This window comes from Paenibacillus foliorum, assembly GCF_013141765.1.
Lineage (GTDB): Bacteria > Bacillota > Bacilli > Paenibacillales > NBRC-103111 > Paenibacillus_S > Paenibacillus_S foliorum.
Window position 1 is genome coordinate 267,722 of record NZ_WHOD01000070.1, and the last position, 20,930, is coordinate 288,651.

The window sequence follows — 20,930 nt, forward strand, 5'->3', positions numbered from 1 at the left end:
CAAGCATAAGTTTGACCTTTTATACTGACACAGTATTCGCGTTACTTCCGCATCTTGGGATCAAGAGCATCACGCAATCCATCCCCTAGCAGGTTAAAGCTCATTAAAATAAAACTAAACACCAAAGTCGGAAAAATAACTCGGTAAGGGTAATAGCGAATAGCACTTGCTCCATCTGATAGAAGCGCGCCAAGAGATGCTAGCGGCACCCTGATTCCTAATCCAATAAAGCTTAGAAAAGCTTCAGTGAAAATAGCCGACGGTACAATGAACGTTATTTGTACGATAATCAAACCAAGCGCATTCGGAACAAGATGCTTAAGAATAATACGTGCCCCTCCAGCACCCAGCGTTCGTGCCGCGAGCACATACTCCTGTTCCTTAAGCGTCAAAATCTGTCCTCGAACTAATCGGGCCATGGGCACCCATCCGGTAATCGCGTATGCGATAATAATGGTCATAAAACCAGGCCCAATTACTATTATCAACAGAATGGATATTAATAAAAAAGGAATCGAGTAGATGATTTCGATAAATCTTTGCATAATGTCATCGATTCGGCCTCCATAGTAAGCAGAGATCCCTCCGTACAATACACCAAAGACCAGATCAAGCAATGCAGCCGTTAACCCGATAGCCAATGATATCCGAGTACCCCACCATACGCGAACCCACAAATCTCGTCCAAAATCGTCCGTTCCGAACCAATGCAACGAGGAAGGGGGCTGATTCTTGATATCATAATTTTGAGTAGCATAATCATGCCCTGTTATTATAGGCCCGAAGATCGCTAACACCGCCAAAACAATCATTACAGTTAAGCCGAACATCGCCAGCTTATTTTTCTTCAATCTTCTCCAAGCATCCTGCCAATAGGTCATCGAAGGGCGAACAATAACCTCATGCCCAACACCCTCTTTGGAAAGCGGCTGAAACTGCTCCTTTGAGATGTGCATTATTTACTGCCCCCTTTTGCCAACCGTATACGAGGATCCACTAAACCGTACAAAATATCCGTTAAAAACAAGACAACAACGAGCAAAAACGAGTAAAAAATAGTTAATCCCGTAATCATCGTATAGTCATTTGAATAAATGGATTGGACAAAATGCTTTCCAAGCCCAGGTACAACAAAGATTTGCTCTACAACCAGTGTTCCCGTAATTAAATTAACAAAAACAGGGCCAAGCACTGTAACAACAGGAAGAATCGCATTCCGAAGTGTATGTCTCACAACAATGGTCCTCTGTGATAACCCCTTCGATTTGGCTGTTTTAATGTAATCCAGATTCAATACATCGAGCATCGAAGTACGCATTAAGCGGGCTAATATCGCAATCGTTCCTAGTGATAGCGCAATGGAAGGTAAAACCCGGCTTGAAGCACCCGTCCACATTCCTGCTGGCAGCCAACCCAGTTTTACACCAACATAATAAGAAAGTAAGGGACCCAGAACAAATGAAGGAATGGAAATTCCTGCGATTGCAGTAAACATAGCTGCGATATCCCACCCTTTATTGTGGTTTAGGGAAGCTATGATCCCTAGAATAAGACCGACAATAATGGCGATAACAAGAGCCCAGAGCCCTAATTCAAGAGACGCTGGAAAGCCTTGCGCAATAATATCTGTGACTTTACGGGTAGGAAATGAATAGGAAACACCCAGATCCCCGTGTATCACATTGTTCATATATTTCAAATATTGCTCCCAAACCGGCTTATCCAACCCATATTGTGCGTAAAGCAGCTGTTTTTGCTCAACGGTAAGCTTAAGTGATTCCTCACCGAACGGATCTCCCGGCAAATTTTTCATCAAAACAAAGGTAAAGCTGACAATCACCCACAGGGTTATAACCATATAGATAAGACGGCGCAAAATATAGCGAAGCATTGCACACCTCCCAATAATTGAATTAGATAAGGAGGGCCGTTCCATTAAAATCAAGAACGGCCTGTTCTACTAGATAAAAAAACTTACTTCCGTTGTTTACTTAATCGATACCCACTTCAGTTCCCATTCCTTGGACATAGCCGGCAAGATTAAACCTTCGACACTCGTCCTCTTCGCATAAGGCCTAGTACGGAAGTAAAGCGGAGACACAGGTGCATCACTCATTAGGAGCTTCTCAGCATCAACGAGCATTTGGGAACGTTTGGCTAGATCGAGTTCTTTGTCCGCACCTCTAACTAAATCATCATAAGCCTTGCTCTCGTACTGCATATAGTTGAACGATTTGTTGTCAGAGAGCCACATATCAAGAAACGTCATTGGATCGTTATAATCCGCGCCCCACAGACCGATAAGCGTATCAAAGTTACCCTCTTGCATATTTTTCACGCGCAGTGCAAAAGGCAGCGGTTCACCAGTTACATTTACACCTAAATTCTGTTTCCATTGCGCTTGAATAAATTCAATTGTTTTCTTGGAGGTATCCGTATCATCGGAAGTCAGTTTAAATGGAGGCAGTGACGTCAATTTCAACTCTGCCAAGCCTTCCGCTAATAATGATTTCGCTTTTGCAGCGTCAAACTTAGGCTGTGTATCACCGGCTACCTTACGGAATTCCTGCTTATTGCCATCCAATACCGTTCCTGGAACGAGTCCCGTAGAAGGGATTGAAGATCCTCCAAGCACAACTTCATTCAAAGCAGCCCGGTCAATAGCCATACCAAGAGCTTGGCGAACCTTCACATTAGCAAAAGCCGGTACTTTTTTAACTTGGAACATCACATAGGAAGATACGAATTCTTTTTTCAGAGCAAGATCCGGCTTCCCTTGGTACATTTTGAATTGATCGCCTACTAGCTCCGTCAGGTCCACCTGATTCGTTTCGTACATATTTAAGGATGTACTTGTCTCTTTAACAACATTTACGGTAACTTTCGTCAGCTTCACATTCGCTGCATCCCAATATTTATCATTCTTCACCATAACAAGCTGTTGTTCATGATCCCACTTTTCAAGCTTAAAAGGACCTGCTCCAATCACCTTATCAGCATCTGCTCCATACTTATCTCCTTGCGCTTTTACAAAATCAGGCTTTTGCGGGAAAAAGATCGGCATCGAAAGCTGGTCAGTAAAAAAAGCCTTTGGCTTTTCCAATGTAATTTCTAACGTTTTATCGTCCTTTGCTTTAACGCCAAGCGCTGCCTTCTTCGCTTCAAGCTCTTCCGGTTTGGCTTTAATCATATCGGCCCCACCTTTTATCCAAGCCAGCATAGAAGCATATTTCGCCTTTGTTGCCGGATCTAACGTACGCTTGTAAGCAAACTCGAAATCACTTGCCTTCAGAGGAGTGCCGTCAGCCCAAGTCAAGCCGTCACGCAATTCAATCGTATAAACCAATCCATCAGCGGATATCGTTGGCAATGCCTTAGCAAGCGCAGGCTGTGGCTTACCATCAGCATCCAAGCGAAATAACCCTTCATTAATGGCATTGATAATAGTAAATGTCGGATTTGTAGTTGCAATCGAACTATCTAATGCAGGTGGTTCAGCCTTAAGATTGATACTAATTTCCTGTGCAGGTGCTTTATTGCCACCAGTGCCCCCTGCATTATTTGTACTGTTGCCTGAACAACCAACAGCAGTGATACCTAACATTGCTGTCACAGCAGTCAGAACTAGCAACTTGTTTAATTTCATAAATTATACCTCCTAGATAGATATGTAATTATATGGTAAATTCAACAATCTCGAATTAATGAGAACGTGAAGATAACATCTTACTACTGTGGATTCAATAAAAAGAAACCATAGTGAAATCGCTTTCCAAATATGTACTATACAACCAACGGTCAATTATTTCTAGTGTTATTATTTGACATTGCATCTCCCTAAATGCACAAAAAAAAGAGCCTATATCTAGGCTCCCATAATATTTAAAAAATATTCGTTCATTTTTCCAATTCAGAAGGGCGGTTGGAATTCATAACTTTTTCAATAGCATTGGCCAGCTCTCTGTATACATCTGTTTCCACCTGGGATCGAAGCTGCGTTTTCGCAAGCACCTCGCCACGGTCTGTAGATACATACTTAGGCGGAAGCTGGTTCAGAGTAATCGCTATAATATCGCTTTGCAGCTTCTCGTTTAGCTCTCCCACCTGAGGCTGGTGTTGCAACAAATCTTTCAAGCAGCTTCGCACTATATCTTCCATCAAGTTATGTACATTCATACTTATCCCCCTCAGCTTGTAACAATATATTTGCCAATACCGATGAACAACAACAACACATAGCACGCTGATAAAACAACAAATCCCAGCCTTAACAGCGTTTTGACGATTTTATACAAATTAATTTTACCCTTCGTACGATTCTGTAGATTGCCGATCATACCACCTGTAATTAAAAAGAGCAGTAAAACAAACCATAACCCAAAACCTGTACCGAACAATTGTCGCGTCATGACTGAAACGGAGCCAATCAAAAACAAGGTTGTTATATCAATAGCCATATGTGTAGCCCGTTTCTTATCCCCAGTAACCCAGTATGTAATGCCCCACGCAGCAAAAAAAGATACAAACGGCACTAGCGCTAAAAATGTATAAACCGTTTGCAGTACAGATATAAAACCATTCAAGCAGACCACCTGCTTTATCTTATATTGTTTCCCATTGTTGCTCAATGGATCGGAGTAAATGATACATGGTGTTATGAGTAGGCATTACAACCTCTGTTCCCCTTGCTCTAGCTAATAATCCTCCAGTAATGGCATCGTTTTCAGTCTGTCTTTTAGATAGCACATCCTGCAGCATGGAAGATTGGTTATTAGCTGTTCTTCTGCAAACGTCCAGCAGCTGCTCCCACAAATCGGGGGCAAGTTCAATATCTAGCTCGTCCGCCAGCATGACCCCTTCATCAAATAAAGTGCGCATAAGAACGTACGATGCAGGAAGCTCTGGTAACAATCCATTGCGGACTTGCAAAATCGCAGTAATAGGATTGATTACAGCATTGATCAGAAGCTTATTCCAAACTTTACTAGTGATGTTGTTCGACAAATTCACTGTAAATCCTGCATCGAACATAAGTTTTTTAAACTTTTTGACTAAAGTATTGTCATTTATCGCCTGTATTCCCGACTTGTCATCTCCAATCCAAGTCATTCCTCTTCCTGTATGCTCAACATGATGTGGCGAATGCTTCAGTGCTCCTTCTGTTGTCACTGCTACAAGCAGCTGTTCTTGGGGAATATAACGCTGCAGCAGCTCTATATGCCCTATCCCATTCTGGAAGCAGACTAACTTAGAGCCAGGCTTCCTCAGCTGCACTTTCATTGCAGCAGCCAACTCCTCCGTAATTGACGTTTGCTTCAACATTAACAGAATCATATCCGGCAGCTCTGCAGTCTCTTTAACCGCTTCAGCAGAAGCTGCTGCTTCCTCAAAACATAGTACTACAGGGGTAACTTTGAAAATATCTTTATTGCTGTTATTTACGGACTCTGCCCCCGCTGTAAAGAGAAGTCCCTGCTCACGGATGAGCTGAGCCTGTCCAATTGTTCTAGTAACTAGCTCAACATTAGCGCCAGCACTAATCAGCCTAGAAGCTAGCAGCATCCCCATTGCCCCGGCTCCAACCACTCTTATTTTCATTTTCCCTTCTCCATTTCATATCTGCTCTTTCTCATAGTATACAAAACTGGCACATTAAAGAAAGCCCTGCAAGCTAATCGCCTGCAGGGCTTCTCTTAATCTATTCTTTCTAAGTTGCCATTCGCATCCATTTTAAATCTCGGCTTGTTCTCATCCTCTTCCTCAACGAGAAAAGCAAGTTTACGTGCTCGATCCATTATTTGAATAAGCGCTTTATAATCATCATTTACAACACGGTAATCCGTTTCCACTTCATTAACCTGCTTGTTTAAAACATCATTTTCGCCTCGCAGGCGGTCTAGCTCTTCTTGCTTTTCATTTAATTCCTTTTCTAAGTGCCGGACATGGCGAGACATCTCGTGATAATTGCCTTTCCATTGGCGTAGAAAACGAATGACTGCATCGATTGATATAGATTCCTCAGCGAATGAATCATTCAACTTACTAGTCTCTACGTGTTCAAGCACCGAAACATTACCCGACACTGCTGCAAATGCAGAATGCTTTTTTTGCTGATTTCTTTTTTGACGCTGCGCCTTCGCAATTTGAATCGCAGTGTCATATTTTTTTCGCACAAAGCTATTCCATCGAAACCCGCACGCAGCTGCAGTTCTACCTATCTTTTCGCCTACCTCTTCAAAAGCAGATAACTGTGTACTACCTTCACGAATATGCCGTAAGGTCACCTCCGCCAGAATCAAATCGTCCTCATCGCTCCAAGCATCTTGTCTTATGGCTGTCATACAATAGCAGTCCTCCTAACCCCTGGGGTTATCAGTGTCCTCATCCATTCATCTATCGAAAGTAAGGCATGGAATGTTGCGTTACTTAATCATTATGCCCATAGTAGAGTTCATAGAATCGATTTCTACTATTTTGTATTGCCATTTTTCAAGTGACTCATACATGCTTTAGCAGACAATAGGGTAAGCTATAAAAGAAAGCAGCGAAGCATAATTTTAGAGTTTGTACAAGCGAATTGGAAAACAGTCGCAAAATGTATGAATTTCGTCACGGATTTGACATTTACAGTGAATGTTGCAACGGGTATAATGGTCAATAGTAAAGTAGTGCAGGCAGAGAGGGGGTTCGGAAATGGATCGCATGTTTCGCGTTCTTGGCTTTTGGACGCTAGTTATAGGGTTAATGGCATTAGCTGGTGAAATGATACCTATGGCTATGCTATTTTTTGCCCAAACAGCTATCTTCGTACTATTAGGATATTTGAAATTAACCGAGCGTACCTACATATTGCTTTTTTGGGGGTACATGTTTCTCTCGTTCACCGGTTTTACATACTGGTCTTTCTTCAAAATGTCAGTGTAGCTTTCAAAGGTCCTTATAATGGTTCAAAAAAAGGTGAACTGCCTTATGGCAGTTCACCTTTTTTTTGTATAAGCACCTTAAACAACTCACTCATTTGATCGCTCAGCAGCAGCTGCCTAACCGCTCGATTGCGCCTCGCGGCAGCACTGAAAGGATCCGGTGATGCCGTATCCTGAAGCTTTTGCAGCAGTCCGTTTTCCACCAGAAATTGCTTTTGTGTAATAAACTGTTCTTGCTTTAGCCCTACTGCAGCCCCTTCTTTAATTAAACAGCTGAAATTGACATGTGACGTAATGTCTTGTTCTCCTGGGTGTGTATAAGGGTTGTCCTCGGCTACATGCTTACGATAGGTCATGAGTGTACCATTCATTCGATATGGAGCGTAGAGCTCCTCTGATCGATCTCCATAATCAATCGTCACCAATTGACCTCTTCCTATCGAATGACCGATCCGATGAATCCACGCAGTGGCCTCCAAATTCACTTCCAGCAGCTGCCCATCCTGCATTTCTACTCCTTGACTATTTATGTAATCCAGCACAGGACCTGCAGCTAACAGAAATAATTTGTCACGAAAGCCGCCTTCCCTGTCATCCCACTCTACGTATATTTCATAAAGCTGTCCTTTCACTATTTGTACCCTGTGTACCGGAAAAGCATCCAATAATTCATTGGAGAATACGATAACATTGTCTCTGGGAGCCGCAATCAACCACTCCTGCTCATTCATCCATTGGACCCGCTCTGCGTGTTCAGCTAGCCTATCTGCCTGCACAGCACGATGATGAGGGCTTGCCTCCACAGATATGTAGGCCATTCGCTTATAAACCGTCATAGCGCTTACCTTGAGCTCGTCCAAGAGCTGCTGAGCCAGTTGACCCGTGCCGCCTCCCCATTCGACTAATGTTAGCTCTTGTTCTGTACCCAACTCTTCTGCCTGACTAGCAACATAGTTAGCCAGCACCTCTCCAAACAGCCCACCTATCGCAGAGCTAGTGTAAAAATCGCCATTCCGACCTATCTTATCCTTATTATTCATATAATAGCCATGCTCAGGGTGGTACAAGCAAAGCTCCATATAATCTCGAAAAGAAATGGCAAGCTTGGGGCTATTTTCAATAAAACGACGTATTATTCCGATTAAAGCTGTATTTCCAAGCACTCTGTCTTCCCGCCTTCCCTACAAAATTGCGTCTTAATATTTAATATTGATTACATTTTCGATGTAGATGCTACCTTTTCACTAAAGACAAAGCTAAGTGTTCTAGTTATAATAGATGGAGTGTTGAAACGAGCAAGAATAAAATCACATGAATACTGTAAAATGGAAGGAGCCTAACAACATCGTGGCAGTAAGCAAATGGAAAATCACCGCACGAGCATCACTATTATCCGCTGCCTTGGTATTGTTTGTAACAGGCTGCACCGATTATAAGCAAATCAAAGCGGACCTACTTCAAGCTGTCAGCAAGCAAGAGGAAGTTAAAAACTATCGTTTCGCTGGGTCCATTGAGCTGAAAGCAGATGCAGCATTGCTTGGACAAGCCAACCCCTTCGCCGCCGCTCTATTCGCTATACTGAAAGATAGTAAAATCGAATATACAGGGATAACCGCTCTTGAACCCTCGTCCCAATTGGAAACGAGTCTTAAAGTAACACCAACCGGGGGAACTGCAATCGACATTCCTATCCTCATTAAAGATAGCAAATTGTTTTTCCATATGCCAGCTTTAAATAAAGAGGATGAGTATATGGTGCTGCCTATCCAAGCATCTTCCAGTAGTACAGAGCCTTTGAAGAATACAGGGCATTTGACTGCCACGCTTAATCAGCAGCTTTTGAATGGTGTCGATCCGAATTGGCTGCAGCCTACGAAGGAGCTCATCACCTTAGCTGATGGTACTGCCGCCAATCGGATTACCCTTGCTATTAACTCCAAGAATGAAAAGGCGTTTGCAGATTATTGGGATCAATCACTCCCTGGATTCTTAGAGCTGTTGAAGACCAACGGCTTGGCGACTGGCGCCTCTATTGATTCATGGCAAGCCACGTTGAAGCAAATTAAATTTAAAGCACCCACGACCCTCGATATGCTTATTGATAATGACGGTTATATTCACGAGCAGAAATGGAACTTGATCTTTACAGCTGGAGGAAGCACCAACGAGAATCGTATCGTTTGGACTCAGACACTTTCCGAGATTAATAAAAAACCTGCATTTACTAAGGAAATTCCCGCTAAGCAGAAATCACTTGATGAGCTGCTGAAGCTTACCCAGCAAGCACCTGCTGTTAAGAAAACTAACTAAACCTCCTGCTGCTGGGAACTTCGTTTTAATTTCTTTGAACCTATGTGGTTTTTAAAAATACTTCTTCTTATGAAGAAGTATTTTTTTTCATTATTATCATAAAATTGTGATAATGTTATCTTATACTTATATAGCCGTTCACTTAGGAGGAATCTATTCTGATGAGACCCCTTCAACAAGCCATTTGTCTCATCCTTTGTCTTGTCATTGGACTGTCTCCCTGCCAGCTTGCTTACGCGGCCAATACGGAAGAAACCAAGCTGCTGCTCCAGAAAAGCCTTACTGTATTCGAGGTGGATCAAGAATTGGCCCGAATTGAGAAGCAAGAGGAGAGCCTCGTTGGCAAGCTTGCTTCAACTGAGCAGGAGCTCAAGGCTCAGCAAGCCCTCTCAGCAGACACAAAGCGCCATGCTGCGAAGGTTCTAAGAGCTTATTATATGGGAGATCGAGATTCTCTGTGGGTGCTCTTATTCTCTATTTCTTCATTCAAGGACGCCCTTACGACTTTTGAATATTTACAAATGATCATCAGAAACGACCGTGAATCTCTGAAACGATATACCGATAATCAAAAGCAGCTTCAGGAGCTCTCTGCATCGCTTTCCACATCCAAGACTGCATTGCTCCAAACCAAGGACCGTTATATTGCTCAGCGCGAGAAATTAATTCTTCTTCAAAAGCAGCTTGATGAAGATTTGGCCAAACACTCCGAAGCAGCCGAAATATTAAAGCAGATGACAAATCTGACCGTACAATGGCAAAATAAAGGCATACCGCTTTTCAAAATGTATTTTCAGGCCTTGGCGCAAGCTATGAAGCAGCTTCCCGAGATACTATCCGATTCGAACGAAGGCAAGAGCAATCATCTTATCATAAATGGCTTTCAATATACGTTTCAAATTACTGATCAAGAGCTAAACAGCTTCTTACGGAGCAAAAATGAGTTGTTTCGAAATATGACCTTTCGGTTTACTGACTCTCAAGTCATAACAACGGGTACCCAAGACGGGATGGAGGTTCTCATTAAAGGTAAATATGAATTAGCCGTTAAAGACGAACCTAAGGGAAAGACCTACGTACGTTTTCGTATCGAAAGTCTGCAGTTCAATGGCTTTGAGCTACCCGCAACCACCATAGAGGCTATGGAAAAGGAGTTCGACTTGGGAGTATATCCACAAACTGTTGCTTCTTTTCTACTCGTAACTGGCGTTAAGCTCGAGGAAGGCAAGCTCAGCCTCATGCTGAAGCTAGCTTTGTAATAGTTTACATCTTTACTTGGCACTAAAAATAACAATCGATGGAGTCGTGGAAAATGACTATAGCACTAAAACCTGCTCTTTTAATGGATATGCCGGATGGCAAGCTGCCGGGCTTTTATGCTCAAATTATTAAAGCATTAGCCGCTAAAGCTCCCTTATTCGACCGTGATAAAGAATTGCTGATTTTCAATTCTCCTATCGAAAGGGAGCCGGCTTACTCCATCATGGAGCAATATAAAATACCTTATGAAAACATGGATTTACTGCTGCTTCCAGATACGGTGAACACACGACCCGATTTTACAGATTACGGTTTTGTTAGCCGTTCCGAGCACAGCTATGCTTATGCCGATTCCGTCTACTTATTTACACTCCATCCCACAGAACCTGCCGCCGAGCCGATTCAGGCGCTTCAGCAGCTAGAAGAGCATTTACTTGCTTCCATACCGCAAGCAGAGGTCATCTATGTTGTCGACATACAATTGGATGAGCTGATGAAACGTATTGCCCAAGCATACAGTTGTGAGATTCGCCCATTTCCAAGGCAGGCTTAACTCTATCTTGGAGATCGATCCCCCACTCACTCACCTCAAGCCTCTAAACTATATATCAAAAAAAAAGCGCAGCAGTAAGGGTTCACCCTCTTACTACTGCGCTTTTTAAGTTACAGTAAATCAGCCGCGAGCTGCGCCAGATGCGAGCGTTCACCGCGCTCCAAAGTAATGTGTCCACTGATGTTTTGAGCTTTAAAACGTTCTACAACATAGGTCAGACCATTGCTGGAAGCATCCAGATAAGGATGATCAATCTGCTCTGGATCACCCAGCAGCACGATTTTACTTCCCTCGCCTACCCTAGATACAATCGTTTTAATTTCATGCTTTGATAAGTTTTGAGCCTCATCAATAATAATAAATTGCCCCGGAATGGAACGTCCTCTTATATAGGTGAGTGCCTCAACCTGAATACTTCCCAGTCCGGCCAATATTTTTTCAATATCCCCAGCCTTCTTCGTATCAAATAAATATTCCAGATTATCATAGATCGGCTGCATCCAAGGACGAAGCTTCTCTTCTTTTTCCCCTGGTAAATACCCGATATCTTTTCCCATGGGTACAACTGGCCGGGCAATCAATAGCTTTTTATATTTCCGCTCGTCCTCGACCTTCATTAATCCGGCTGCCAGGGTCAGCAATGTTTTCCCTGTACCCGCTTTCCCCGTCAAGGTCACGATGGGAATCTCATCATTAAGAAGAAGCTCCAATGCCATTCGCTGCTGCGCATTCCGGGCACCTATTCCCCAAATAGGGTCATTGCTAAGGAACAGCGGTTCCAGCTTCTTGCCATCGGCATTCACCTTCAGCAAAGCGGATTTAGACGTACCCATCTCATCCTTGAGTATAACGAATTCATGAGGATTTAGAGGGTAGGCTAAATGAAGCGAACTAACGTTTAAATACCGGTAAGTATAAAATTCATCAATTACCGAAGGATGTGCAAGAATCGTTAGATACCCCATATACATGTCCGGCATATTGACAATCCGGTCTGTTAAATAATCCTGCGCAGTTAAACCAAGTACATCCGCCTTTATCCTGACAAGTGTGTCTTTACTGACCATCACAACAGGTCTTGGATTCGGCTTTTCCTGTTCTTCCATATGATAATTAAGTGCTACCGCCAAAATACGGTTATCATTGGTTCCCTCGGCAAACGTTTCTTGAAGCTTCGCAAAGCTCCGGTGATTTAATTCAACCTTTAGACTTCCGCCACTTGGCAGATCAATGCCTTCATACAGCCTGCCTTGGCAACGCAAACCATCCATCATCCGTGAGATCTGTCTGGCGTTGCGACCAAGTTCATCCGCATTGCGCTTCTTATTGTCAATTTCCTCGAGCACAATAGCAGGTATAACCACCTCATTATCCTCAAAAGCGTAAATCGCATTCGGGTCCTGTAAGAGTACGTTGGTATCCAGCACAAAAATTTTTTTCATATGAGTCCCTCCCAGGTTTGGTGTTTGGCTGTCGTTATACATAGGAATACACAGTCAAGGACAAACTAACCAAAGCATCTAAGGGATAGAAAGGAACGATCAATAATGAGAATATTTGTCTACTGTTTCCTGCTGTTGTTCGTCTTAGTAGGTTGTACCCAATCACCAAAGAATGGAGCTTCCCCCTCTCCGACAAATGATGCGAATCGACAAATCAAGGTGCAACAAACGGCTCCTCAGAAAAAAGAAATCATCGATTCTCGGGCCGTCTCTGAACGTTTGGAGCAAATAGCCACCAGCATACCACAGGTAGAAAGCGCCAAATGCGTCGTTTTCGGAAACACTGCGGTAGTCGGGATCAATTTGCCTCCAGCGATGGACCGTGCCAAAGTGGGAACTATTAAGCTCTCCGTTGCAGAAGCGTTGAAAAAGGATCCTTACGGCGTTGATGCTATTGTAACAGCGGATATTGATCTTGCTGCAAGGATTGGTAATGTAAGGGACAGTATTCGTAACGGCAGGCCGTTTAGAGGTTTTGCTGAGGAAATGGCGGAAATTATAGGCCGAATTATTCCTCAAATGCCGCGGGATGTTGAAGAGCCCACTCCCCCTCAGAAAGCTACGGAACCGCAAATTCCTAATGCCAACCTATAGCCACCGACATCTTAGATATGGAGAAAAAGCCTAGAATCCAAAAACATTCTAGGCTTTCTTCATGGCTTCAAAAACTTGATTATCCAGCTTTTCAGCTGCACGCTTGTCATATGTTTTCTCGTATTCAGGCGCAGAGGAAATACGTGCTCCATAGAACATCGCATCTCTCACTACTGAGATGTCAATATCAAAACAAGCCAGCTTGAAAGGCACGCCTTCAAGCGCATCGGTAACAAGACGACCGTTGCCATAAATGGCATGAACCGATCCTGCTCCAACAAAGGTAAGATTCAATTGTGGGTTCTGTTTAATATTGCTCACAATGCGTGAACGTTGATCCACAGCAAAGCGAACTGTGCCCGATTCCTTGGCATAGAGCCAGGAGATGGCATTCATACTTGGTGCGCCGGATTCAAAATCGATTGTGCTTAGAAGCGCAAATGATTCTTTTTGCAAGGCTGCAAATAATGGCTCCGGCAGTAGTGTGATCGTTTCTGCCATGGCTACCCCTCCTGCATTATTTTCTTTAACTATTACTGTGTCGATGACTATATTATAACACAGGTACGAGTCGGCAACCACAGACAGTTGTGGATGTCCATCCTAGAGACATATGTATGACTTCGGCCACTCCCTTTCATTCCTGATACTATATTTTATCGATAATTCAGCTAGTTATGTCAATTGTCATTGATTGTTATACTTAGGATTAGAATTAATATCGTGAAGCAGCTGCTCTACAGATTCTTTATCAAACATAAGCTTTTTCTGCTTTCCATCAACTTCATAATGGATATGAACCATGGATTCATCCTCGGTCGTTTCAAGACTTGTCACCGCATGATCCTCATGTATAATTTCTTCAAAAAACTGTCTGGTTTCTTCTGCAGCATGATCATCTTTCCTTGCCTCAGCTACTACCTTGATCTGCAACCAGTTAAAAAGCGCGTCCTCCAGCCTCACTATTAATTCTCCTCCTTAAGCAGAGCGATAGCATATCCTTGTTTATGCCACCTTAGCATCGTATTAACCCATAGGTGAATGATATCATCTTCTGTTGCATCAACGACCTTCACAGCGGCGCTGTTGAGCCATTCATCCATTTCTTTATTGGACGGCAGCCTGTCCAAATAGGCTTGTGCACAATGAGATAGCTCCAGCCTGCCTTGTCCAAAGACAACCGGCTCATCGCTTGAAAGCTCGAACGGCAAGTCATCGATACCACAGGCCAGCTCGGACTCATCACTGAGCATAAGGTTCGCCTTGAAGCTCACAATCAGCCTTGGATGAACCGACTTAAGCCATGCAAGAAAGCGGTCTGCTTTCTCCACAGGCCGCAGCTCCATACGATCTGTTAATAAAGTAATAACCTGTTCCTGCTCATCAATAACGATGGGGGTTAGCCAAAGACTGCTCATAGGCACACCTCAACCTTCTCACTTTCTGTTCGTCCGTTCCTGAAAGAAATAACGAATTTTCACCATCAACATCAAAGCGACCGCTACCGCCATACTCGGGATAATGGGCAACGCTGCCATTTGAAACAGAAGCAGCATAAATGCCCCTACTCCAAGAAGCAAATAAATGACTGCTTCCTTCAGAATCGGCAGCCTGCGCGTTTTAAAAACCTTATTATAAACATATGTAATTAAAACAAATATGATTAAATAAGTAATATATGGATGGGCGCGAAACCATTCGGTCATTATGTGGAAACCTCCTACGTTCTGAGTAACTCTCAGTTATCTTTCTAAAATCTTTAACACCAGTTACCTGATAATTTTAAAAAGAAAGCTCTGATTTATCAGAGCTTTCCGGTTAACATTATTATACGTTCGCTGCTGCCATTTTGCGGTTCTTTTCAGCACGCTCGCGCTCGCTTTTGTTAAGAATCTTTTTACGCAAACGAATTGACTTCGGCGTAATTTCACAATACTCGTCATCATTCAAATATTCAAGCGCCTGTTCTAATGAATACAAACGAGGTGTTTTCATTTTGACGGTATCGTCTTTACCAGCTGAACGAATGTTGTTCAACTGCTTTTCTTTACAGATATTAACAATGATGTCGTTATCGCGCGTATGCTCTCCAACGATCATTCCTTCGTACACCTCTGCACCTGGTTCAAGGAACAAAATTCCACGATCCTCAACAGACAAAATTCCATATAAAGTAGAGGTACCTGTCTCGCTTGAAACTAGTACGCCCTCATGACGTCCACCAACTCCAACGCCATAATAAGGTCCGTAGCTATCAAACGCATGGTTCATAACCCCATAACCGCGTGTCAAAGTCAAAAAGTAAGTCCGGTAGCCAATCAAGCCACGCGCAGGAATTAAGAACTCCAGACGAACATTACCGCTTCCGTTATTGATCATGTTGACCATTTCCGCTTTACGCGTTCCTAGGCTCTCCATGACAGCTCCCATGCTCTCTTCAGGCAAGTCAATAATTAGACGCTCTAATGGCTCCATTTTTTGACCGTCAATCATTTTAATGATAACTTCTGGTTTGGAAACTTGAAGCTCGAAGCCTTCACGACGCATATTCTCAATTAGAATACCTAAGTGAAGCTCTCCACGTCCGGAAACGACAAATGCATCTGGGCTGTCTGTTTCATCAACACGTAAGCTTACATCAGTCTCAAGCTCTTTGAACAGACGCTCGCGAAGCTTACGAGATGTAACCCATTTTCCTTCGCGTCCTGCGAATGGACTATTATTAACAACGAACGTCATTTGCAATGTAGGCTCGTCAATTTTCAATACGGGTAATGCTTCAGGGTTAGCAGGATCCGCCATTGTTTCACCAATGTTGATATCTTTAATTCCTGAGATTGCTACGATGTCGCCAGCGCCAGCTTCTTCGATTTCGATACGTTTCAAGCCTACGAAGCCAAACAGCTTCTCAATCCGAGCTTGTTTCACAACACCATCACGATTAATAACTGCAATCGGTTGGCCTTGCTTCACAACACCACGGTTTACGCGACCAATAGCAATACGACCTAGGTATTCATTGTAGTCCATCAAAGTTACCAAGAACTGAAGTGGCTCTGTGATACTTTCTGTAGGACTAGGAATATGCGAAACTACTGTTTCATAAATCGCCTGCATGTTAGGATCCTGCTTCTCAGGCTCCGATTCCATACTGGAAGTACCCATCAAGGCAGAAGCGTAAACAACCGGGAATTCAAGCTGCTCATCATTAGCGCCCAATTCAATAAACAGATCCAACACTTCATCCACAACCTCAGATGGACGTGCGTTAGGACGGTCAATTTTATTAACAACAACGATTGGAGTCAGGTTCTGCTCAAGAGCTTTACGCAATACGAACTTCGTTTGCGGCATAGTGCCCTCAAATGCATCAACAACCAATAGAACGCCGTCAACCATTTTCATAATACGTTCAACTTCTCCGCCAAAATCGGCATGTCCAGGAGTGTCCACGATGTTGATCAAGTAATCTTTATAATTGATCGCCGTATTTTTGGCCAAAATTGTAATTCCACGTTCCCGTTCAATGTCGTTGGAGTCCATAGCGCGTTCTTGTACCGCTTCGTGGTCACGAAATGTTCCCGACTGTTGAAGCAATTTATCCACCAATGTTGTTTTTCCGTGATCGACGTGAGCAATAATTGCAATGTTGCGGATTTTATCTCTTGAATGCATGTTTTTCCCTTACCTCTCCTTATTAGACTCTCCGGCATACTTCAGTCAAGAAGAAATCCGGGGTCCGTTCATAAAACAAGCGCCGGACATAAGCGCCGACGCTTGACATTTACGCTTAGTATACGCGAATTTTGCAGAAAACGCAAGATAATACAACAAAATTAACGATCATTTTACATCCATTTAACAAGAATATGGCAATTTAAGAATGCTTAGGCTTAGGTCTGTTTGCTATTTTTTTCAATATACCGGCACCAATAACTACAATTGTGCAAATTATAGGCACGATCCAATGAGGTGTATTCCCCAGAATGAAATGAGATACCGATTCGTCCTTAACGAACATTTCACCAGCTGTATAGCCAAGAATTCCTGCTCCCAAAAACACAAGAATCGGATATTTTGTTAAAAGATTCATGACCAAGGTACTACCCCAAACGATAATCGGTACACTCAACCCAATTCCCAAAATTATTACAGTTAAATCATTCTCTGCTTTGGCGGCAATTGCCAATACATTATCCAAACTCATCACAAAGTCAGCAACAATAATCGTCCAAACCGCTTTGCCTAAAGTTGTTGCTTCCTTAACATTAGCATGTCCATCATCATCAATTAATAATTTAATTGCAATCCAGATCAGCAACACGGAGCCAGCCGCTTGAATATATGGTACGGTTAAAATATAGACGGCGATTACTGTCAATATTAAGCGTAAAAATATCGCACCAAAAGCTCCCCACCAGATAGCTTTCTTTCGTTGTTCAACCGGCAGGTTCTTACTTGCCAGTGCAATAACTACTGCATTATCCCCACTAAGCACAATATTAATTAACATGATTTGTAAAAACAATAAAAACCATTCCCACATCTTGGTAAACCCCCACTTTTTATCTTCCCATTAAGCTTTTCCGACTTAATAGAAGGTTATGAATTTTTTTTTAGAAAAATGAAGCAAATGATGATTTCCCTTCCGCTTGAATCCAAATTGTTTCTGTTTGTTTGACAGCATCATCCAATTCCGCTTCGAGCCAGTCCATCTTTCTTTCGATGCTCTCTACTACACGCAGGTTAGGATTCGTGCTAGGAGATGGCGGCAGAAAAAGGGTACAGCAGTCTTCATGCGGCAGTATGGATATTTCAAACGTATCAATCTTCTCAGCAATTCGGATGATCTGCTGCTTCTCCATACAAATAAGCGGTTGAAGAACTGGAATTCCGACAGCTCGTCCAATGGCATTTATACTTCCAAGCGTTTGGCTGGCCACTTGCCCCAAGCTTTCACCGGTAACAATTGCGGAAGCGCTATAATTATCTGCAAGCTTCTCCGTAATTCGAAACATCGCGCGGCGCAAAATGGTAATTAGCAAATTTTGATTATAAGCTTGATGAATCTTGGTCTGTACACTTGTAAAAGGAACCATGTGAAGCCTAATGTCCCCTGCGTATTCAGTCAGCTTGCTGACCAGATCCTTTACCTTTTGCTGTGATTTCTCGCTGGTATACGGGTAGCTGTGAAAATGTACAGCATCGAGCTTTAATCCTTGGCGAAGTGCTAAGAAGCCTGCGACCGGGCTATCGATACCGCCTGACAGCATAAGCATCGCCTTTCCATTGGTGCCTAGCGGGAAACCTCCGGCCCCTTCAAAGCTTTGAGAATAGATCAATGCCTGTTCCTCGCGAAGCTCCACCTTAAGCTCAACCTCGGGCTTATTTACATCCACCTTCAACCCTGGAATGGCACGAAGGACATAGCCACCAACCAGCTTGTTCATCTCTTGGGAATCATGGGGAAAGCTTTTATTCACCCTTCGAACAGTCGCCTTAAACGTTGCTGGCGCAGTACCTACTGCTTGCATAGCAACCAAGGCCAGCTCCTGAATTGCTTCAAGCTGCAGTGGGGCTGTATAAACCGGACTGAATGATCCAAGCCCCAGTACTTTCTCCAGCCTTTCAGCGAGCAAGGAGAAGGACTCACCATTTAAGTGTATGTAGACCCTGCCAAACTCTCGGTTGAAGGTTAACCCGGGAAATGGATGCAGAACCCTTCTGACCTGCTCGTACACCGCTTTTTCAAATCTGTGACGGTTTTTACCTTTCAACACAAGCTCTCCTAATCGGAGAACTACTAAATCTGGATTCATTCGTTACCTCCGTCTACGCTGCGATGTCAATGTCGATGTTTGTTTTAATTGATCCACAACTTGTTTTAATATTCTGCAAAAGTAGTCCGCATCTTCCCTTGTATGGTCAAGAGAATAGCTTATACGAATTCCGGAAGTTGCTCTGTTGTCCTCATAGCCCATAGCTTTTAACACTCGGCTGGGCTGAATAGCCCCTGAAGAACATGCAGATCCAGTCGAAACGTAAATACCATGCTGCTCTAAAGCGTGCAGAAGCACCTCAGACCTCATACCTGGAAACGAAAAATGCAAGATATAGGGTACCATATCCATAGGATGAACAGAGGCATTCAGAACCAGTTCAGGAATATCATTAATTCCTTCAATAAACCGTTGACGCAGATGCGCTGTGTGCTCATAAAACTGCTCCTGATGATCTGTAGCAATTCGCATTGCTTTAGCCATACCAACGATTGCCGGAACATTCTGCGTCCCTGAACGAATGCCGCTTTCCTGCCCACCGCCCCATAATAGCGGTTCGAGCTCAAGATTCTGCCTGCAATACAGAAATCCAATCCCTTTGGGCCCACGCATCTTATGAGCAGAACAGGACAGCAGGTCAATCCTTTGTATAGCAAGATTCATAGGAAGCTTACAGACAGCTTGAACAGCATCTACATGAAACAAAGCCTTAGACTGAAGTCGCTTCAATAGGTCAGCGATCTGTTCAATAGGCTGGATGCGACCCGTTTCATTGTTAACAGCCATTACACTAACCAGAATCGTATCCTCCGTCAAAGCAAGCTCTAGATCCTCAAGCTTTACAGCTCCGGTAGCATCCACCGGTAAATAGGTAACACGGCAGCCCTGCCGTTCCAAAGCTCTACAGGTATCATAAACAGACGCATGCTCTACAACCGATGTGATAATATGATTGCCGCGGTGGCGAAACCGGCGAACCGCTCCTTGAATGGCCAAGTTATTACTTTCAGTTCCGCCTGACGTAATTATAATTTCTTCTGGACGGCATCGCATACTTTTAGCAATTACTGCTCTTGCTTGACTGACAAGCTGCTCAGCTTCGACACCAAGTTTATGAAGAGAGGAGGGGTTGCCATAATGTTTCTTCATCACTTCGGACATCGTATCCACCACTTCATCATAGGGGGGTGTCGTTGCTGCGTAATCCAAATATAGCATAACATTCTCCTCACAAAAATAAGACCCGGCTAAGCTCCGCGGTTACGGGGCTCATTGCAGGTCTTGGTTATTTAAATGTGCTTATGCCTCGTATTCCCGCTGAAGCTTCATCACTTTACTCACATAATTCTGAGTTTCCTTCGGTAAAAGATGCAGCTTTTCCTTTAATTCAATATCGTTTGTAATGCCCAATCGAGCCATTCTACCAGATCCAGCATTGTAGGCTGCTAGTGCAACGCCTTCATTGCCGTTGTATTTCCGCAACAGATTAGACAAATACTTCGTGCCGCCATGAACATTTTGAGTGGGGTCAAACGGATTTGTAACACCCAATCCTTGACCTGTCTCATCCATCAATTGCATCAAACCTTTGGCTCCAGCCTTAGAAACCGCCCGAGAGTTAAAGGAAGATTCCGCATTGATGACTGCTTTTACAAGACTTGGCTGTACGCCATTACGACGACTAGCATCCTGAATAAGCGGATCGAGCTCCGATGATGCTTTCATTGAATTAATGGATAGGCTGTCCACACGATTAGGTGAAGAAAAACCAAATGCAGCATTCATACTCAATGGCTTCAACGAGGTTTTTCCAGCAGACTGCTGTAAAGAACCATCCAATGTTGACTTACCACCTGTAGCTTGTCCTAATATATTGTTAAATAGTTCCGAAAAGTCTGATTTGTTTGCCTCACTGCCTGCTAGTGAGCCTCCCATAATAGCATCCATTTTATTTAACATTTGCAGCTGTAGCAGTTCCTTGATGGTTCTAGGATCAATGTTCATGTAA

At 43.3% G+C, this 20,930-nt stretch carries 23 protein-coding genes; 5 read left to right on the forward strand and 18 right to left on the reverse strand.

All coding sequences use genetic code 11. From position 1 onward, the window contains the following. Positions 1–41 precede the first annotated feature (41 nt). From GC093_RS19825 to GC093_RS19855, 7 genes are all read right to left on the reverse strand, one after another. Complete coding sequence (locus GC093_RS19825) at positions 42–956, reverse strand: ABC transporter permease (RefSeq protein WP_171653610.1); 915 nt, start codon at positions 954–956, stop codon at positions 42–44. Beyond that, complete coding sequence (locus GC093_RS19830; RefSeq protein WP_171653611.1) at positions 956–1,891, reverse strand: ABC transporter permease; 936 nt, start codon at positions 1,889–1,891, stop codon at positions 956–958. The genes GC093_RS19825 and GC093_RS19830 overlap by 1 nt, the downstream gene beginning before the upstream one ends. Before the next feature lie 96 nt (positions 1,892–1,987). Continuing rightward, on the reverse strand, positions 1,988–3,646 hold the full coding sequence (locus GC093_RS19835; RefSeq protein WP_171653612.1) for a peptide ABC transporter substrate-binding protein: 1,659 nt from the start codon (positions 3,644–3,646) through the stop codon (positions 1,988–1,990). 251 nt (positions 3,647–3,897) lie between these two features. Further along, complete coding sequence (locus tag GC093_RS19840; RefSeq protein ID WP_171653613.1) at positions 3,898–4,176, reverse strand: late competence development ComFB family protein; 279 nt, start codon at positions 4,174–4,176, stop codon at positions 3,898–3,900. A gap of 11 nt (positions 4,177–4,187) precedes the next feature. Then, positions 4,188–4,583, reverse strand: a complete 396-nt coding sequence (locus GC093_RS19845; protein WP_171653614.1) for a DUF3397 domain-containing protein — start codon at positions 4,581–4,583, stop codon at positions 4,188–4,190. A gap of 19 nt (positions 4,584–4,602) precedes the next feature. Then, complete coding sequence (locus tag GC093_RS19850) at positions 4,603–5,598, reverse strand: ketopantoate reductase family protein (protein ID WP_171653615.1); 996 nt, start codon at positions 5,596–5,598, stop codon at positions 4,603–4,605. Between the two features lie 95 nt (positions 5,599–5,693). Next, positions 5,694–6,341, reverse strand: a complete 648-nt coding sequence (locus GC093_RS19855; protein WP_171653616.1) for an RsfA family transcriptional regulator — start codon at positions 6,339–6,341, stop codon at positions 5,694–5,696. 352 nt (positions 6,342–6,693) lie between these two features. On the opposite strand from GC093_RS19855, the gene GC093_RS19860 reads away from it, so the two are divergent. Continuing rightward, complete coding sequence (locus GC093_RS19860; RefSeq protein ID WP_171653617.1) at positions 6,694–6,924, forward strand: DUF2626 domain-containing protein; 231 nt, start codon at positions 6,694–6,696, stop codon at positions 6,922–6,924. Positions 6,925–6,967: 43 nt separating this feature from the next. Here the strand turns inward: GC093_RS19860 and GC093_RS19865 are convergent, their stop codons facing one another. After that, the gene (locus tag GC093_RS19865) at positions 6,968–8,086 is read right to left on the reverse strand and encodes a class I SAM-dependent methyltransferase (protein ID WP_312886574.1); all 1,119 of its coding nucleotides are present in this window, start codon (positions 8,084–8,086) and stop codon (positions 6,968–6,970) included. 148 nt (positions 8,087–8,234) lie between these two features. Between GC093_RS19865 and GC093_RS19870 the strand changes: the two genes are divergently transcribed. The 3 genes from GC093_RS19870 (at position 8,235) to GC093_RS19880 (ending at position 11,046) form a co-directional block, all read left to right on the forward strand. Continuing rightward, positions 8,235–9,233: a hypothetical protein gene (locus GC093_RS19870; protein WP_171653618.1), complete on the forward strand. Its 999-nt coding sequence runs from the start codon at positions 8,235–8,237 to the stop codon at positions 9,231–9,233. 161 nt (positions 9,234–9,394) lie between these two features. Next, positions 9,395–10,492 carry a hypothetical protein gene (locus tag GC093_RS19875; RefSeq protein WP_171653619.1) on the forward strand — a complete coding sequence of 366 codons (1,098 nt, stop codon included), beginning with the start codon at positions 9,395–9,397 and terminating at the stop codon, positions 10,490–10,492. A gap of 53 nt (positions 10,493–10,545) precedes the next feature. Beyond that, entirely contained in the window at positions 10,546–11,046 is a 501-nt protein-coding gene (locus GC093_RS19880; protein ID WP_171653620.1) for a hypothetical protein, read from the forward strand. A gap of 110 nt (positions 11,047–11,156) precedes the next feature. On the opposite strand, the gene GC093_RS19885 is transcribed toward GC093_RS19880, so the two are convergent. Continuing rightward, positions 11,157–12,488, reverse strand: a complete 1,332-nt coding sequence (locus GC093_RS19885) for a PhoH family protein (protein ID WP_171653621.1) — start codon at positions 12,486–12,488, stop codon at positions 11,157–11,159. A 105-nt stretch (positions 12,489–12,593) separates the two neighbouring features. On the opposite strand from GC093_RS19885, the gene GC093_RS19890 reads away from it, so the two are divergent. Next, positions 12,594–13,142: a YhcN/YlaJ family sporulation lipoprotein gene (locus tag GC093_RS19890; RefSeq protein WP_171653622.1), complete on the forward strand. Its 549-nt coding sequence runs from the start codon at positions 12,594–12,596 to the stop codon at positions 13,140–13,142. Positions 13,143–13,190: 48 nt separating this feature from the next. On the opposite strand, the gene GC093_RS19895 is transcribed toward GC093_RS19890, so the two are convergent. The 9 genes from GC093_RS19895 to GC093_RS19935 all read right to left on the reverse strand — a co-directional run bounded on the left by GC093_RS19895 (position 13,191) and on the right by GC093_RS19935 (position 20,926). After that, positions 13,191–13,643 carry a pyridoxamine 5'-phosphate oxidase family protein gene (locus GC093_RS19895; protein WP_171653623.1) on the reverse strand — a complete coding sequence of 151 codons (453 nt, stop codon included), beginning with the start codon at positions 13,641–13,643 and terminating at the stop codon, positions 13,191–13,193. 186 nt (positions 13,644–13,829) lie between these two features. After that, complete coding sequence (locus GC093_RS19900) at positions 13,830–14,105, reverse strand: hypothetical protein (RefSeq protein ID WP_171653624.1); 276 nt, start codon at positions 14,103–14,105, stop codon at positions 13,830–13,832. 2 nt (positions 14,106–14,107) lie between these two features. Further along, positions 14,108–14,560: a hypothetical protein gene (locus tag GC093_RS19905; RefSeq protein WP_171653625.1), complete on the reverse strand. Its 453-nt coding sequence runs from the start codon at positions 14,558–14,560 to the stop codon at positions 14,108–14,110. Positions 14,561–14,578: 18 nt separating this feature from the next. Further along, entirely contained in the window at positions 14,579–14,848 is a 270-nt protein-coding gene (locus GC093_RS19910; RefSeq protein WP_171653626.1) for a YlaH-like family protein, read from the reverse strand. A gap of 121 nt (positions 14,849–14,969) precedes the next feature. Next, positions 14,970–16,817 carry a translational GTPase TypA gene (gene typA, locus GC093_RS19915; RefSeq protein WP_171653627.1) on the reverse strand — a complete coding sequence of 616 codons (1,848 nt, stop codon included), beginning with the start codon at positions 16,815–16,817 and terminating at the stop codon, positions 14,970–14,972. 202 nt (positions 16,818–17,019) lie between these two features. After that, on the reverse strand, positions 17,020–17,688 hold the full coding sequence (locus GC093_RS19920) for a TerC family protein (protein ID WP_171653628.1): 669 nt from the start codon (positions 17,686–17,688) through the stop codon (positions 17,020–17,022). 70 nt (positions 17,689–17,758) lie between these two features. Further along, entirely contained in the window at positions 17,759–18,961 is a 1,203-nt protein-coding gene (thiI, locus tag GC093_RS19925; protein WP_171653629.1) for a tRNA uracil 4-sulfurtransferase ThiI, read from the reverse strand. Between the two features lie 3 nt (positions 18,962–18,964). After that, the gene (locus tag GC093_RS19930) at positions 18,965–20,140 is read right to left on the reverse strand and encodes a cysteine desulfurase family protein (RefSeq protein ID WP_171653630.1); all 1,176 of its coding nucleotides are present in this window, start codon (positions 20,138–20,140) and stop codon (positions 18,965–18,967) included. Positions 20,141–20,221: 81 nt separating this feature from the next. Then, positions 20,222–20,926 (reverse strand): lytic transglycosylase domain-containing protein, encoded by a 705-nt coding sequence (locus tag GC093_RS19935; protein ID WP_171653631.1) that lies wholly within the window; start codon positions 20,924–20,926, stop codon positions 20,222–20,224. Positions 20,927–20,930 lie beyond the last annotated feature (4 nt).

What these genes read in the sequence shown, in the direction of transcription:
- GC093_RS19825 (WP_171653610.1), bottom strand. Translation starts at nt 956, where the DNA reads ATGCACATCTCAAAGGAGCAGTTTCAGCCGCTTTCCAAAGAGGGTGTT.
- GC093_RS19830 (WP_171653611.1), bottom strand. Translation starts at nt 1,891, where the DNA reads ATGCTTCGCTATATTTTGCGCCGTCTTATCTATATGGTTATAACCCTG.
- GC093_RS19835 (WP_171653612.1), bottom strand. Translation starts at nt 3,646, where the DNA reads ATGAAATTAAACAAGTTGCTAGTTCTGACTGCTGTGACAGCAATGTTA.
- GC093_RS19840 (WP_171653613.1), bottom strand. Translation starts at nt 4,176, where the DNA reads ATGAATGTACATAACTTGATGGAAGATATAGTGCGAAGCTGCTTGAAA.
- GC093_RS19850 (WP_171653615.1), bottom strand. Translation starts at nt 5,598, where the DNA reads ATGAAAATAAGAGTGGTTGGAGCCGGGGCAATGGGGATGCTGCTAGCT.
- GC093_RS19855 (WP_171653616.1), bottom strand. Translation starts at nt 6,341, where the DNA reads ATGACAGCCATAAGACAAGATGCTTGGAGCGATGAGGACGATTTGATT.
- GC093_RS19860 (WP_171653617.1), top strand. Translation starts at nt 6,694, where the DNA reads ATGGATCGCATGTTTCGCGTTCTTGGCTTTTGGACGCTAGTTATAGGG.
- GC093_RS19870 (WP_171653618.1), top strand. Translation starts at nt 8,235, where the DNA reads ATGAATACTGTAAAATGGAAGGAGCCTAACAACATCGTGGCAGTAAGC.
- GC093_RS19875 (WP_171653619.1), top strand. Translation starts at nt 9,395, where the DNA reads ATGAGACCCCTTCAACAAGCCATTTGTCTCATCCTTTGTCTTGTCATT.
- GC093_RS19880 (WP_171653620.1), top strand. Translation starts at nt 10,546, where the DNA reads ATGACTATAGCACTAAAACCTGCTCTTTTAATGGATATGCCGGATGGC.
- GC093_RS19885 (WP_171653621.1), bottom strand. Translation starts at nt 12,488, where the DNA reads ATGAAAAAAATTTTTGTGCTGGATACCAACGTACTCTTACAGGACCCG.
- GC093_RS19890 (WP_171653622.1), top strand. Translation starts at nt 12,594, where the DNA reads ATGAGAATATTTGTCTACTGTTTCCTGCTGTTGTTCGTCTTAGTAGGT.
- GC093_RS19895 (WP_171653623.1), bottom strand. Translation starts at nt 13,643, where the DNA reads ATGGCAGAAACGATCACACTACTGCCGGAGCCATTATTTGCAGCCTTG.
- GC093_RS19905 (WP_171653625.1), bottom strand. Translation starts at nt 14,560, where the DNA reads ATGAGCAGTCTTTGGCTAACCCCCATCGTTATTGATGAGCAGGAACAG.
- GC093_RS19910 (WP_171653626.1), bottom strand. Translation starts at nt 14,848, where the DNA reads ATGACCGAATGGTTTCGCGCCCATCCATATATTACTTATTTAATCATA.
- typA (WP_171653627.1), bottom strand. Translation starts at nt 16,817, where the DNA reads ATGCATTCAAGAGATAAAATCCGCAACATTGCAATTATTGCTCACGTC.
- GC093_RS19920 (WP_171653628.1), bottom strand. Translation starts at nt 17,688, where the DNA reads ATGTGGGAATGGTTTTTATTGTTTTTACAAATCATGTTAATTAATATT.
- thiI (WP_171653629.1), bottom strand. Translation starts at nt 18,961, where the DNA reads ATGAATCCAGATTTAGTAGTTCTCCGATTAGGAGAGCTTGTGTTGAAA.
- GC093_RS19930 (WP_171653630.1), bottom strand. Translation starts at nt 20,140, where the DNA reads ATGCTATATTTGGATTACGCAGCAACGACACCCCCCTATGATGAAGTG.
- GC093_RS19935 (WP_171653631.1), bottom strand. Translation starts at nt 20,926, where the DNA reads ATGAACATTGATCCTAGAACCATCAAGGAACTGCTACAGCTGCAAATG.